Source organism: Bacteroides sp. HF-4919 (assembly GCF_018860125.1).
Genome location: NZ_JAHKNF010000004.1, coordinates 271,985 through 285,738, shown reverse-complemented (window position 1 = coordinate 285,738; position 13,754 = coordinate 271,985). Strand labels below are relative to the sequence as shown.

At 47.2% G+C, this 13,754-nt stretch carries 14 protein-coding genes and 1 pseudogene; 10 read left to right on the top strand and 5 right to left on the bottom strand.

Translation table 11 applies throughout. The features are described 5' to 3' along the window. Positions 1–5: 5 nt before the first annotated feature. A pseudogene (locus tag KO473_RS09325) lies at positions 6–1,001 on the bottom strand (HPP family protein). A 151-nt stretch (positions 1,002–1,152) separates the two neighbouring features. Between KO473_RS09325 and KO473_RS09320 the strand changes: the two are divergent. From KO473_RS09320 to KO473_RS09295, 6 genes are all read left to right on the top strand, one after another. Next, the gene (locus KO473_RS09320; RefSeq protein WP_005782781.1) at positions 1,153–1,410 is read left to right on the top strand and encodes a hypothetical protein; all 258 of its coding nucleotides are present in this window, start codon (positions 1,153–1,155) and stop codon (positions 1,408–1,410) included. Between the two features lie 255 nt (positions 1,411–1,665). Then, positions 1,666–1,941, top strand: a complete 276-nt coding sequence (locus tag KO473_RS09315) for a hypothetical protein (RefSeq protein WP_005821507.1) — start codon at positions 1,666–1,668, stop codon at positions 1,939–1,941. 815 nt (positions 1,942–2,756) lie between these two features. After that, positions 2,757–3,203 carry a GNAT family N-acetyltransferase gene (locus tag KO473_RS09310; RefSeq protein WP_005821508.1) on the top strand — a complete coding sequence of 149 codons (447 nt, stop codon included), beginning with the start codon at positions 2,757–2,759 and terminating at the stop codon, positions 3,201–3,203. Further along, positions 3,200–3,832 (top strand): CatB-related O-acetyltransferase, encoded by a 633-nt coding sequence (locus tag KO473_RS09305; RefSeq protein ID WP_005821509.1) that lies wholly within the window; start codon positions 3,200–3,202, stop codon positions 3,830–3,832. Before KO473_RS09310 ends, KO473_RS09305 begins: the two co-directional genes overlap by 4 nt. Positions 3,833–3,984: 152 nt before the next feature. Further along, positions 3,985–4,734: a subclass B1 metallo-beta-lactamase CfiA4 gene (locus KO473_RS09300; RefSeq protein ID WP_005821510.1), complete on the top strand. Its 750-nt coding sequence runs from the start codon at positions 3,985–3,987 to the stop codon at positions 4,732–4,734. A gap of 226 nt (positions 4,735–4,960) precedes the next feature. Beyond that, positions 4,961–5,287 carry a multidrug efflux SMR transporter gene (locus KO473_RS09295; RefSeq protein ID WP_005780971.1) on the top strand — a complete coding sequence of 109 codons (327 nt, stop codon included), beginning with the start codon at positions 4,961–4,963 and terminating at the stop codon, positions 5,285–5,287. 9 nt (positions 5,288–5,296) lie between these two features. Here KO473_RS09295 and KO473_RS09290 read toward each other — a convergent pair whose 3' ends face one another. Beyond that, a complete protein-coding gene (locus KO473_RS09290) occupies positions 5,297–5,983 on the bottom strand; it encodes an HAD family hydrolase (protein WP_005821511.1) in 687 nt (228 codons plus the stop codon). A gap of 129 nt (positions 5,984–6,112) precedes the next feature. Here KO473_RS09290 and KO473_RS09285 point away from each other — a divergent pair, with 129 nt between their 5' ends. The 4 genes from KO473_RS09285 to KO473_RS09275 all read left to right on the top strand — a co-directional run bounded on the left by KO473_RS09285 (position 6,113) and on the right by KO473_RS09275 (position 9,064). Further along, positions 6,113–6,997 carry a hypothetical protein gene (locus KO473_RS09285; RefSeq protein WP_005821512.1) on the top strand — a complete coding sequence of 295 codons (885 nt, stop codon included), beginning with the start codon at positions 6,113–6,115 and terminating at the stop codon, positions 6,995–6,997. A gap of 196 nt (positions 6,998–7,193) precedes the next feature. Beyond that, positions 7,194–7,667, top strand: a complete 474-nt coding sequence (locus KO473_RS23405) for a fimbrillin family protein (protein WP_005821513.1) — start codon at positions 7,194–7,196, stop codon at positions 7,665–7,667. Continuing rightward, the gene (locus KO473_RS23400) at positions 7,640–8,068 is read left to right on the top strand and encodes a fimbrillin family protein (RefSeq protein WP_005821514.1); all 429 of its coding nucleotides are present in this window, start codon (positions 7,640–7,642) and stop codon (positions 8,066–8,068) included. Before KO473_RS23405 ends, KO473_RS23400 begins: the two co-directional genes overlap by 28 nt. 165 nt (positions 8,069–8,233) lie before the next feature. Next, positions 8,234–9,064: a fimbrillin family protein gene (locus KO473_RS09275; protein ID WP_216035105.1), complete on the top strand. Its 831-nt coding sequence runs from the start codon at positions 8,234–8,236 to the stop codon at positions 9,062–9,064. Positions 9,065–9,404: 340 nt separating this feature from the next. On the opposite strand, the gene KO473_RS09270 is transcribed toward KO473_RS09275, so the two are convergent. From KO473_RS09270 to KO473_RS09260, 3 genes are all read right to left on the bottom strand, one after another. After that, positions 9,405–10,187 carry a hypothetical protein gene (locus KO473_RS09270; RefSeq protein ID WP_005780981.1) on the bottom strand — a complete coding sequence of 261 codons (783 nt, stop codon included), beginning with the start codon at positions 10,185–10,187 and terminating at the stop codon, positions 9,405–9,407. Between the two features lie 323 nt (positions 10,188–10,510). Beyond that, positions 10,511–12,157, bottom strand: a complete 1,647-nt coding sequence (locus KO473_RS09265; protein WP_005821516.1) for an efflux RND transporter periplasmic adaptor subunit — start codon at positions 12,155–12,157, stop codon at positions 10,511–10,513. Between the two features lie 36 nt (positions 12,158–12,193). Continuing rightward, complete coding sequence (locus KO473_RS09260; RefSeq protein ID WP_005821517.1) at positions 12,194–13,705, bottom strand: TolC family protein; 1,512 nt, start codon at positions 13,703–13,705, stop codon at positions 12,194–12,196. Positions 13,706–13,754: the final 49 nt, after the last annotated feature.

Below are 13,754 nucleotides of genomic sequence, written 5' to 3'. Positions count from 1 at the left end.
CCCCATCACCCCTTCCTTCTGCGGTTCAGATACCTCCGCAACAGGGTAGGTGTAAAGCAAAACACTAACTGAGCCTTGCTCTATTTATAACACTGCTGAAAGACAAGCATGCCAATAGTAATAAACAAAGCGGCACCTATGGCAGCCTGCAAAGGTAACCAACGTATTCCCTCCTGTGGGATGATCAACGGTATCAGTGCCAACGCACCGGCAGGAGCAAAATACTTTCCGGTCCATTCGAAGATGGCAAACAAACAACAGATGACAGACAAGGCGACAATCGTTTCGGGCAAATGCAAATAAGAGTGTCCGACGATCTGAAAGGCAGTACCCAGACTGGCTCCGGTCACCAAAAACAGAAACACCTGCATGGGACGGTTTCTGAAGCCCGCTTTGGAATTGACAATCTCGGTAAAGGTGACAATCAACGGAGGAATAATGAAATAAGCATATCCGCAGAAAAGCGAAAAGGCAGCGACCAGAGAAACAAAAAACAGCAAAGCTCCCCAACGACAACTCTCTTTTTTCCACTCACGCTCCGGTACGGCATAATTGGTTTCTTTACGCAAACCAACTTTTTCCATAAGTCTCTGCCCGCTGACAAGAATCACGGTAAGGAAAAATACGGCTGTCGGATAGATCCATGTCTCAGTATGCAGCAACACAGGCAGCATGCAAGCCGAAATCAATGGGATCAATGTGGTCCGGCTAAACATCAGGCAACAGGCAGCAAAGGTAAAAGCCATACATAAATTGCAGAGCAACGGCAAAGGAGAATAACGCACGATACAAACTCCTGCAACGGCTCCTGCCGTCATCATCCATATCATTTGCCAACGCCTGACTTTCCAAACTCTCTTATCAATCACCCACATCCCTATAGTGAGTGCTGCCATCTCCGGAAAAATAATTTCTTTCTCCCCTGCCCATTCCGCCAGACCTACCATCAGAATAACCATGAAGACAGAGAAAACGTATCTGATCTTTTTCGCTTTGTCCATAATGAAGTCTAATAAAGAACCGCAAAGATAGTGATTTTCAGAGTTAACGGTTGCAGACATAGTAAATTAACCGTAAATCCCAACCTCTATGTAATCATAATCCTCTCTTTTTTGTTACTATCTCTAAGTTTAACATCAAATCCTTATTATTATGTCCGATTTCATCCGAAAGCCGCCCGATAAGCTGACGAGCAATGAACGTAAAGAGTTAGATACTTCTGAGTTCGGTATTCCTGAGTTGAGGGAGTTTCCTATCCATGACGCTGCGCATGTACGTGCGGCAGAAGCTTATTTCAGGTATGCACCCGAAGAATATAAAGCGCAATTGGCACGGAATATTCTCGCCAAAGCACACCTGTTCGGGGTGAATGTAAAGAGTCCGACCATTTTGGAGTGGGCGGAGAAATAACAGGAGACAACAGAGATTTGGGTATTAAAGAATGATAAGCAGTAGAAGCAGGAGATTTAAAAAGCAAGAGAGCTTAAATTAAAAAGGTAATAGGGCTAAAAGACAGCCAATCCTTAAAAAGACAGCAAGATTTAAAAAGACAGTAAAATTTTAAAAGGGCTAAAAAGCAATAGGTTACGAATAAGCAAAGAGAATCCCGAATTATTTTCTATTTTTGTATTCGTAATGCTAATTCACTAATAAAAACTGCTGTATATGAGCTTCTCGGGATTTATTTTTGATATGATCAGGCGCAATAAGGAAAACAGGGATCTGCTTACTTTGCGCCGGGAACGGATGAAGGACCTCCAAGGTAAAATGTACCGGAAAGGAACGCTTCAGAATCCGAATATTACTGTTGAGGAGCTGGAAAAGATAGAAAAAGCCACCCGGGAAAAAGAAAAGGCGGAAACGCAATACTATCTCCGCTCCACACTGATCTTTCTGGCTGTGTTGGCAGTACTGGCACTCCTGCTCTGGTGGATCTTTTAACAGTCGCATGGGACAAATGGTCCGGCATCGGTTACAATCCACCGTATCATATCCCCGCTTGGTTTTACCATAAGTATTTTTCCGGCAAGTAACTTTCTTATTTCTTCTTTCATATCCTTTGTGCGGGGAGCAGGGTTTGTTTTATGGATGTATTCTTGTTGTACGGCACGGCCCTTTCATTTAACAACCGCCTTCCTCCCTTGTCCCCCCCCCACAAAACCCTCCATTCGCACACAGCGATGCGGAAGCAGTGCTTCGTTGTTTCTTTTTTAAGAAAGAATCCGACCGGCTATTACCGGAGAAGTGTAGTAGATTAACCATTGTCATACAACTCTTTATCCCAGCCCGCATACCCGGGCTGATGAGCCCACATGCCCGGGCTGATGAGCCCGCATACCTGGGCCGATAAGCCCGCATGCCCGGGCTGAGATAAAGATCCGACCATTTGCACTAAAGAAAGTAAGGGAAATGAAATGCTCTTAGAGAGATAAACGGATAAGAAATTGGATATATCCATTTGTTTTCCAAATAGTTAATACTAAAATGTTCCCTAAAACAGCGGGTGGAAGATGGAAGATGGGGGTGGAAGATAAATGGCATAAAAACCGCATCTTCCACCAATCTATACATCTTACAATCAACGATATGCATTCTAAAAGGTGGAAGATGGAAGATCGAAACGTATTTTTTGTATGAGAGGAAGGCGGGGTAAATGAAAGAGCCGTGGTTGTACGGCACAAAAGTAAAGAAGTTCCTTCGAATCACAGATTTATTTGTACTTTTGTTGCACCTTGACTTTACAAAGCACAAATGAAATGGAAATCAAAAAGTTAACGCAATCGGAAAAAAGGATGGCGATGGACCTTGCCTGGGAAGTATTTATCGAATTTGAAGGACCGGACTATCCGCAGGAAGGGACAGATCATTTCCGAAGTTTTATCGACAACACAGAAATGGTGGGAGAAATGGAAGTATACGGTGCCTTCGATGGCAACATACTTGCGGGAATGATCGCTCTCCGCAGTTCCGGCAGTCACATTTCCCTCTTTTTTGTGCGCAAAACGTATCAGCAGCGAGGCATCGGCAAGCGGCTGTTCGAGACTGCGATACGAAGCGGGCACGCAGAGACGATTACCGTCAACTCTTCTCCCTACGCCATCGGGATTTATCGCAGGCTGGGCTTCACCGCCGTCACCGGAGAGAAAACTGAGAACGGCATCCGGTTTACACCTATGGAATATAAATCAGAACTAAAATCATGAACGCAAAAACTTATCCACGCACCAATGACTCCCAGACAATCTATCTGAATACGGTCATCCGGAATCCTAACATCACGGTTGGGGACTATACCATATATAACGATTTTGTCAACGACCCTACCCTGTTCGAAAAGAACAATGTGCTGTATCACTACCCGATCAACGGAGACCGCCTGATAATCGGCAAGTTTTGTTCCATCGCCTGTGGAGCTAAGTTCCTTTTCAACAGTGCTAACCACAGTCTGAAATCATTGTCGGGCTACACCTTCCCCCTCTTTTTCGAGGAGTGGGATTTGGACAAGAAAGATGTCGCTTCCGCCTGGGACAACAAGGGGGACATCGTCATCGGCAACGATGTCTGGATCGGTTATGAAGCCGTCATCATGGCAGGCGTACACATCGGCGACGGAGCCATCATCGCTTCCCGGGCAGTCGTAACCAAAGACGTGCCTCCTTATACAATTGTAGGCGGCACTCCGGCAAAAGAAATACGTCCGCGTTTTGACCGGGAGACCATCCTCCGGTTGCAAAGCTTACGATGGTGGGACTGGGAAGTTGAGAAGATCCGCCAAGCCCTGCCTGCCATTATGAAAGGAGATATAGAGGAGCTTGCGGATGTGGCCGGATAATGCTTAGAGATCATAAAAGAAAGAAAAACAAACAGGATATAGACGGCACACGAACTTATAAAAAGAAGTATCATTACTAAACTTTCCCAACATCGGAAAAACAACCATAAGATATAGATGTTAGTTTGAATACAGCATATAAAAAGAATAAAATGAAAACAGTATTTATCCTTATCTCCATGCTTTTCCCTGTCGCAGTTATGGCACAGAAAAGCGTAAAAATATCCGATGACATCAGTATCACCCAACTCTCGGACAAAGTGTACACTTATGTATCCCTCGCCGAAATCGAAGGATGGGGTATGGTACCTTCCAACGGGATGATTGTTATCAACAACCACCAGGCAGCGTTGCTGGACACACCGATCAATGACGCACAAACGGAAACGCTGGTCAACTGGGTGACAGACTCTTTGCATGCCAAAGTCACCACGTTTATCCCGAACCACTGGCACGGCGATTGTATTGGCGGACTGGGTTACCTGCAAAAGAAAGGTGTCCAATCATACGCGAACCAGATGACGATAGACCTCGCCAAGGAAAAAGGATTGCCCGTACCGGAACATGGATTCACCGATTCACTGACCGTCAGTCTGGACGGCATGCCTCTCCAATGCTATTATTTAGGAGGCGGGCATGCGACCGACAATATCGTGGTTTGGCTGCCGACAGAGAATATCCTTTTTGGCGGATGTATGCTTAAAGACAACCAGACGACAAGCATCGGCAACATCTCGGACGCGGACGTGACGGCATGGCCGAAAACTCTCGATAAGGTAAAAGCCAAGTTCCCCTCGGCCCGCTACGTCGTGCCCGGACATGGTAACTATGGCGGAACCGAACTGATAGAGCATACCAAGCAGATCGTGAACCAATATATAGAAAGCACTTCAAAGCCATAGCCCGAATTGTAGGCATCTACCCGGTATTCTATGAACGAAGAGGTGAGAACTTTTATCTCGTCCACAGAATGTAACGCTGGCCACAAACGAGACATAAAAATATCAATTGAACAACACAACAGATCCTTGTTTCATCTACGGCATAGCACGGTTAAGTCTTTTTTTATCAATTGTTAAGCGTTTCTTCCCGATTATTAGCGATCTTTGCCATCAAAAAACAAACGATATGAATTGGATTATCCTAACGATTGCCGGATGCTTTGAGGTGCTGTTCACTTTCTGCATGGGGAAAGTGAAAGAAACAACCGGAACGGAAATGTACCTGTGGTTCACCGGATTCCTGATCGCAACTTTTATAAGTATGCTACTACTGGTGAAAGCCACCCAGAATCTGCCCATCGGCACAGCTTATGCCGTGTGGACAGGGATAGGCGCTGTGGGTACGGTGCTCGTAGGTATCCTTGTGTTCAGGGAACCCGCCAGTTTTTGGAGGCTCTTCTTTATAGTGATGCTGATCAGTTCAATAATCGGGCTGAAGATGGTTTCGCATTGAGGGGGAAGTTCATCCCCTCAGCACCTCCGGCAATTCCGCCAACGAACGGATCATCAGATACTCCTTCCCCGACGGATGAATCTCCTCGTGTTTCCACATCGCCTCAGCCGGCACGTGAATGGCCTGCCCACCCAATGACAGAACCGGGAGCACATCCGATTTCAACGAATTGCCCACCATCAGGAAGGATTGCGGAGCGACGTCCAGTGAAGAGATCAACCGCTGATAATCCTCCGGCGCTTTGTCGGTCATAATCTCCGTATGGTCAAAGTAATGGGCAATGCCCGAACGCTGTAGCTTCCGTTCCTGATCGAGCAGATCGCCTTTGGTTGCCACGACCAGTTTATAATCGTCTTTCAAGGTTTCGAGCGCTTCCGTCACCCCGCCGAGCAGCCGGATGGGCATCTCCAACAGCTCTTTCCCCATCTCCACAATGCGTCCGATCACTTCGGCCGGCACCCGGTTGCGGCTGATCGTCACGGCTGCCTCCGCCATCGAAAGGGTAAACGGCTTAGCGCCATATTTATAGATATCCATATTCTCCATCTCTATGTCGAACAGGCGGGAGGAGACCTCTTCCGCCGTTCCATATTCACTCAGCAACCGGCAGAACTCACTCTCCACCTCGTCGTAAAACACCTGGTTGTCCCATAACGTATCGTCCGCATCGAATGCGATCACTTTTATCTCCTGCATGTCTCTCTTTTTTTTAATCCCTGCAAAAATACGCTTATAAAACGAATAAACGGCCAAAGGCTTGCATTTCTCCCCACATTTAACGAATATTGCAACCGAACTTATGAATAACCTCTTAACGAGAAAGACATGACTTATACACACTTCGGAAAGCAGGCGGATGTGCTGAAACATCTCCTTTTGTGTGAACTGCTACGCATCGAAAAGCCGCAGGTCTACGTAGAAACCAATGCTGCCTGCGCGCAATACGCCTTGGAAAGAACGCCCGAACAGGAGTACGGCATCTACCACTTTCTGAAGAGAGCCGAAGCCGCAGAAAAAGAATGTATACCCGAGCGTACTGAATATTATCACCCCAAAGGGGCGCTCCGCCGATCGGCCTATTATCAGCAGGAGAGCGACGCAATGCAGGCAAACCGCTACATCGGCTCACCCGGACTGGCAATGAATATCTTAGGAGATACGGCACGCTATATTTTCTTCGATATCGAATCGGCTCCCTTGGAGAACGTAAGCCAGTATGCCGGCACAAAGGGATTGAAAGAATGCATAACCTTGTTCAATCGTGATTCCATCGAGGGGACTCTTGAACTGCTTTCTTCCCTCCCCGCATCGTCGTTCCTCCACATCGATCCTTACGAGATAGACAAGCCCGGCAGAAACGGCCGTACTTATCTGGATGTGTTCATAGAAGCAGCCAAGGCAGAGATGCGATGTTTCCTTTGGTACGGCTACATGACGTTGAAGGATAAACGGCATCTGGAGGAATTAATCGCCCAAAGCTTACCGGAAGCGAATATCAGAAACGCGACGGGAGTAGAACTGACCCTGAAGATGATAAAGGAAGACATCGCAGAGAGCAACCCGGGCGTATTGGGGAGCGGCGTTTTAGGAGCGAACCTGTCTGAAGAATCGAATGCGGTAATCCAAAAATATGCCGCATGGCTGGAAGAGATCTACAAAGACGCAAAGTACAAGAATCTGGATGGATCGGTGTATCTGACTCAACGATAAACAATGGGATTCATACCCGCATCGCTCCGGACGCTAAGAGCGATGAACCGGATATATACCTTTCCGGCCTGTCTTCAATTATCTTGTGCCAATTTCGAGAACCAACCCCTACCTCTTTTGTTATTACCGCATTATCTTAGATGTTTAATTTCTAAATAGTAAATTCTAATGTGTGATAACCTAAAACAACAGAAGTATGAAAAAGTTAATGTTTGCTGTAATAGCTTGCGCGATGGCCCTGTCGGGCTGCTCTTCGGAGGATGATTGCACCACTGTAAATCCCCAGCCTGAAGAAAATGCCACGGAGATCAAATTAAATGCCGGCATCCTGGGCGTGGCAACCCGTGCACCGGTGTCGACGAATGATAACATTACAGCCTCGTTCGTGGCATCCACTACCGATGGAGACTATACGACGAACGCATGGAACTCTACCGTGACATTCGTAGCCTCCCCCACACCGACGTCTGCGCTCTCTTTCAGTCCGGCACGTTATTATCCGGTGAATAGTTCGACCATCTATATCAAAGGTTACTATCCGGCAGGAACACTCGCAGGAAAGAGCGTGACATTCGCAGCCGACGGAACAGAGGATGTGATGATCACCGCCCAGGCTTCCGGAACGAAAGCGACTGCCCCCCCTTGTCGTTCATCTTCAACCACCTGCTGACGCAATTGCAGTTCAAGTTCGTATCCGGCACGGGATATCCCGCATCGGGCGTCAACGTGACCAGCCTCGTAATCAAACAACAGAAGGCACCTGCCACGTTGGACCTGAATACAGCCGCCATGACGTACACTACCAAAGATCTTACGCTTTCGGGAACCTTTCCCATCACAACGGCCGGGGCAACGGTAAGCAATTATCCGATGGTGAAAAGCGGTGAAGCCCTGTCAGTTGCCGTTACCACAAGCGACGGAGTGACCTATCCCGAAACTGCCATCTCCATAACCACCGAGGCCGGAAAGTCGCACCTGATTACGCTGACCTTCACGCCTAAAGAAATCACAGCCGCCATCAGCGTAACAGCCTGGCAGGTAGGAGGACAAGGATCATCCTCGTTACAATAATATACTTTCATAATACGCAGATTGCACAGTATAAGGTTTACGCAGGAGACTGTGGAACATGCCTGAACCGTACAGCCGAAGCCTTGCAGGACATAAGAATTTACACAGGAGACTGTAGAATATACCTGTCTACGCAATCTGTGCCACGCCAAAAAAGAAAGGACGATGAAACGGGCTATCCTCACTCTGATGGGTTGGATGCTGCTCTCGCAAGGGTGCAGCTACGGAGTAGCAGACGACTGTCTGCCACCTGAAGAACCCGTGCCCATACGGATGGCAATCGCGGAAGAAAAACTGCCCACACGGGCACCTGTCACCACGATCGACGCTTCCAATCTGTCGAGTGTCGGCATTTACGCAGTCAGGGAAGGAAGTACTGCCGGTCAATATCCCTGGACACCCACGCCTTTCGCCTTAAACCTGACACCCAGTGGCATCAGCGGCAACCAGATCTCTTTCAACCCCAAGCTTTATTATCCGTTGGGAGGAAAGCGGGTCATCTTCTACGGTTACTATCCCCGTACAACGACAACGGCAACCGCCGGCAACAATTACATCACCGCACCGGACAACGGCATCGCCCCCACCTACCATTTCACACTGACAGGAGCGGAGGATGTGATGTATGCCGTCAGCACTCCCACGGGAAGCACCAGCACTTCGCCCGTCAGCCTCACGTTCAACCATGTGCTGACCCAGCTCCGGCTGAACACTTCCCTTCTGGGTTCGCTGTCCAGCATCAAACTGGTAGGGGTATCCAATAAAGGAACGCTTAACATCGGCAGCGGAGGTGTCACTTATGACAGCTCCGTAACAGACATTGCACTGACTATTCCTCTATTGGGGGCAGTGACCGATGCCGTGATGGTTCCTGCCGGCGTGGCAAGTTATAAGGTGGAAGTCGTCCTATTGCTTTCGCTGCTAAAACGGACGTACCTGGTGAAGCCCACTTCCGGCACTTTCCAGCCGGGAGTGATTTATACGATTAGTCTGTAAGAAGCAGAGCAACCCTAAAAGGAAGTTTGCGTTTCATTCTCCAAGACTTTTTATATCCCAACGATTAGAATCCAATTCACCATAGAGTAACACGGAATCTCACAGAGTTTTAACCAATATAGTCAAGCAAGAGAAAGAAAGCCTCTATGTACCCTGTGGGGAGTCAAGCAATACGATTTCACAACAGAAGGCACAGAATTCTAATTTACTACTTATCCGGATATGTAAGAAAGAAAAGTTTCTTTGTGAGACTCTATGTTACTCTGTGGTAAAAAAAGTTCAGAACAACCCTGAAAAGAAGTCAGTCCTTCATTCTCCAAAGCTTTTTGTGTCCTTTTCATTACGAGAAGAGCAACGACAGAAAGTTAGCCTCCTGCTCCCCGTCTTCGGAGTTGTGGATACAACCGTTTTCCGCCAGCAAGTCGCGATACATCAGACAGAGCCGCATAGGTGAATGATAAGGTTCATACGTACTGGCGGGAAGTTGTGATACCGTATGCAACGCATCGGCCATCTTCATAGCCGCCCGTTTACTCTCCTGTATCTGTCGGAAGCACTCTTCCCGTTCTTCCCGGCTTCCGGCATTCACCATCCGCGACGCAAGCTCTTCCATCGCCTGAAGAGGTCCCCGAAGTTCCCGGCTGACATGGGAAAAAAAAGCGGAACGCAACCGATCCGCCTGTTCGGTACGTTCTTTCCCGATATGCAGTCGATTCATCTCCATCACCTGTGCGGTAATATTCTTGACATATCCTTTGAGGTAATAAAACCCGTTGCCGAGCGGTTGGCAGGTCACGACATGATTTTCGAGATAGAAGTCCTCTCCATTACCATGCACCTTATAGCGAATACCCTCCTGAGGAGGACGTCCGGCATGGAGGGCAGCCATAAATTGAGTGACTATTTGTGCATCTTCCCCATTCATCAGTTTCAGATAATCCAATGGATCCACATACTGTAATTCGTCGTGCCGGTGTATCGTATCGGCAAATCCAATGTAACGCAATTTCCCCGTTTCGGTACTGTACGTCCACATACCGACCCCTGCCACTTTCAGCATTTCCAGTAATACCTTCTCCCTAAAAAGGGCATCAAGGCTCTCTTTCCGATGTTTTTTCGTCATTCCGTAATGATTATGAATAAGATGGTTTTGAGTTGTTTTATAATTAAATCTATTATATAGGTCTATTATCCGATCAATTGCATAGTACTACATCTGGAAGATGTTTGCTGGATTACAACAATTGGGAAAAGAAAAAGTTCGGCATATATTAAGTTAAAGGCATCTTATAAAAAGAATGGGTGTGTGTCGAAACTCACCACAGAATGACACAGAGTGAATTTCAAGTTATTAATTATCCATATTGATAATCTGTGAAAATCCGTGCAATCCGTGGTGAAAAGACTTTCGACACAGCCCCATCCGTTCTTTACTTTAAGAGAGTATCACTTATCCCGGTACTTACAGCAACCGGGCAAGGTATCATAAACAGCCTTATCGGCTTTGTATTTATCGGTATCATGACCAACTTTAGCAATAGCTTTGGCTACGGCATCTGCAGAGGTTTTAGATGGATCAAACTGTAAGTGAATCATTTGTTTTTCCTGATCCCAGTCTGCCGTCCGGACACCGGGAACACGTTTAGCAGCTGTTTCAATACGCTCCTTGCACATACCGCAGGAACCATGAACAGTGAACATAGTATGCTCATTGTTCTGAGAGCCGGCATGACTGTCATGCGTACCAGACATATTATGTCCTCCATGTCCGACCATCGGAGCAGTACCCGAACCGTTCTCATTCATCATGGAGCGTTTGCCCTCAAGCTGCGCACTGGCATCAATAGAGAAAACTCCGTTAGTAACAATCTCTTCACCATCAGAAAGTCCATCGAGAACCACATAAGCTCCACCAAGGGAAGGACCAAGAGTTATCTCACGCATCAGGAAGGTGGGAATATCCGTACCAGGCTGACGTACATAGACCACAGCACGCTTACCAGTCCAGAGAATGGCAGTTTGGGGAACAATAATCTGATCTTTATAACCTTTCAAAGGGGCAAAAACCCGGGCAGTGGCATACATTTCAGGTTTCATCTCCTGAGCGGAATTAGCTACATCCACACGAACACGGGCAGTACGGGTGGTAGCATTGATGATAGGATCTATGAAGGAGATGCGACCGGAAAACTTCTTACTGGGAAAAGCAGAAAGAGTGAATTCCACGAGGTCCCCCTTGGTAAGGAACGGAAGGTCTGCCTCAAAAGCATCGAAAACAGCCCATACATGGGAGAGATTAGCTATGTCAAAAAGTACACTGCCTTGTGAAACATAGTCCCCCTGATTGATACGCTTGGCTATGACGATACCACTCGTATTAGATTTGATTTCTACCATAGGAGATGCCTGACCGGAATCGCGGATGGCATCGATCTGAGCATCTGTCAGATTCCAAAGACGAAGTTTCTCACGCGCAGCCTGCACAAGGGCAGGTTGCTGCATGTGGATGGCCTCAAGTAATTCCTGCTGGGCAGTAAATAACTCAGGCGAATAGAGAGTTGCAAGGGTTTGTCCCGCACGTACAGTCTCACCGGTAAACTCAATATTAAGTCGCTCGATACGCCCGCCAACATAAGCAGTCTGTGACTGAAGACTACGTTCGTCAGGAATAATCTTACCGTACAAACGAACCTGTTTCACAGGATTACTCCGGCTGACACGGGTGGTCTGGACATCAGCAAGTGCCATAGCTTCTTCGGACATCCGAATGGCATTGGGATCGATAGCGTCATCACTTCCAGAGGCTACATTCTTCTTGAGAGGGATCAGATCCATACCGCAGATAGGACATTTACCCGGTTTATCCTGACGAATCTGAGGATGCATGGAACAGGTCCAGACACCGGATTCGTCCTGTACAAGGTCATGGGATGATCCGTGAGTGTCGTGAATAGGAGGTTCAGACAGTATCCCTTCGGTAGTTCCCGATGAAGAGGAAGGACTGAACAAAAGCCACCCCAAGATAAAGCCGGCAAAGGCTATCAATGGATAAAGTACTTGCTTTTTACGAAGAATATCTGATATCTTTTTCATATGGTTATCGTTTTTAGTGGTTCTATATCTATATTATCAGCGGGCTATTAGCTTTTCCATAGCCGCTACCATAGTATTATAAGCCGCTATAGCTTCACTTTTTTTCAGTTTATAATCAAGCATCTGACGTTCCACCTGGATGACGTCAGTCAACGACTGACGCCCGGCGGAAAATTCACGTACCATCAGCTGCCACGTGGAAAGTGACAAAGAGTACTGCTGTTCGTAGAGCAACACTTTACGAGCAGCATCATCAAGTTGCTGACGGACATTTATATATTCGGCCTGCAACTGGTTTTGTATATTGTCACGCTTCAATTCACTTGCCACGCGGTAATTATGGCTCTCCCGTTGTTGTGCATTGTATTTACGTCGGAACAAAGGAAGACTGATTTTTAACATCGGCATTACCATATCCTTACCATTCATGTCGGGCATCCCCATGGGATCGGCCACCTTGTTGACCAAAGAGTATTGCAGTCCGATACCGATCATAGGATAACTCATACGACGCTCCATTTTTGCTTTGGCACGAAAAGCTTCACCTTCTGCCTCAAGCATAGTAATCATAGGATTATGTGTAAGAATGCTGTCGATCAGAATATGCTCATCTATACGGTAGAAACGCTGTGTCAAAGAGTCAGGTACATGGACAGGAGCATCAGACGGCTGGTTGAGCAGGGCATTAAAGCGAGCCTCAGCAGTCAGACGGGCGGACTGAAGAGTGGCAAGGTTATCTTCCAGTTCTGCACGTTCCATCTGGATACGAAGAACATCGGACATGCTACCGGTAGCAGTACTCCCCATCGATCCTCCACCCATACCAGACATGCCACCTGAAGAAGTACCGATTGAAGCTCCAGAAGCGATGGCAGACGCCGCATTTCCCATTCCTCCCATACCGGCCATGTCGTTACCGGAAGCTGACGCAAGTGGCATCGAGGAAATCGATTTAGCAGCAGCAGAAGAAGAAGAAGATGAGACAGACAAAGAGGTTGCCTGTGCCGACGAAGCAGAAAAACGATTCAGCGCCAATTGTTCAAGCTGACAGAGAAGATGAATATTAGTCTTCATCGTGCGATATTGCTCATTGAGGTTACAGAGCTGATACCACTGGGCTTTGACCTCATACCAAAGGTTGTTGCGAGTATCACGAAACTGTTCATAGGCCATACGTGCCATCTCGGAAGCCTCACCACGGGCTGCTTTACGGGTACCGAACCAAGGGAACATTTGCATCAAGGTGAAGTCGGCCACCTGTTTACCCATCAAGGTTTCCATGGGTTTGATAAAAAGGCCGATCTCTAATTCGGGATCGGAAAAGGCACCTGCCTGAGGAATCTTCTCCAATGAAGCTTTATAGAGCATGAAGTCCGCATTTACTTGCGGATTATTGCGGGCAGCCTGTTCCAGATAAACCGACAAGCTGTCGACCGGTTGCTGTCCTTCGGTAGGTGAAGCGGATTGCCGCGCAGAAACGGGAATAACAGCGGGACAAAGCAAAATATTAATTGCTATGACCAATGGATATTTATATTTTCTGTTCATTACTATATGATATCGTTTACTTATGAAATATTATTATGCAAAAAGGTGA

Coding starts and splice junctions, on each gene's coding strand:
- KO473_RS09305 (WP_005821509.1), top strand. CDS start 3,200: ATGAACGCAAAAACTTATCCACGCACCAATGACTCCCAGACAATCTAT.
- KO473_RS09270 (WP_005780981.1), bottom strand. CDS start 10,187: ATGACGAAAAAACATCGGAAAGAGAGCCTTGATGCCCTTTTTAGGGAG.
- KO473_RS09285 (WP_005821512.1), top strand. CDS start 6,113: ATGACTTATACACACTTCGGAAAGCAGGCGGATGTGCTGAAACATCTC.
- KO473_RS09315 (WP_005821507.1), top strand. CDS start 1,666: ATGAGCTTCTCGGGATTTATTTTTGATATGATCAGGCGCAATAAGGAA.
- KO473_RS09290 (WP_005821511.1), bottom strand. CDS start 5,983: ATGCAGGAGATAAAAGTGATCGCATTCGATGCGGACGATACGTTATGG.
- KO473_RS09265 (WP_005821516.1), bottom strand. CDS start 12,157: ATGAAAAAGATATCAGATATTCTTCGTAAAAAGCAAGTACTTTATCCA.
- KO473_RS09310 (WP_005821508.1), top strand. CDS start 2,757: ATGGAAATCAAAAAGTTAACGCAATCGGAAAAAAGGATGGCGATGGAC.
- KO473_RS23405 (WP_005821513.1), top strand. CDS start 7,194: ATGAAAAAGTTAATGTTTGCTGTAATAGCTTGCGCGATGGCCCTGTCG.
- KO473_RS09260 (WP_005821517.1), bottom strand. CDS start 13,705: ATGAACAGAAAATATAAATATCCATTGGTCATAGCAATTAATATTTTG.
- KO473_RS09320 (WP_005782781.1), top strand. CDS start 1,153: ATGTCCGATTTCATCCGAAAGCCGCCCGATAAGCTGACGAGCAATGAA.
- KO473_RS09295 (WP_005780971.1), top strand. CDS start 4,961: ATGAATTGGATTATCCTAACGATTGCCGGATGCTTTGAGGTGCTGTTC.
- KO473_RS09300 (WP_005821510.1), top strand. CDS start 3,985: ATGAAAACAGTATTTATCCTTATCTCCATGCTTTTCCCTGTCGCAGTT.
- KO473_RS09275 (WP_216035105.1), top strand. CDS start 8,234: ATGAAACGGGCTATCCTCACTCTGATGGGTTGGATGCTGCTCTCGCAA.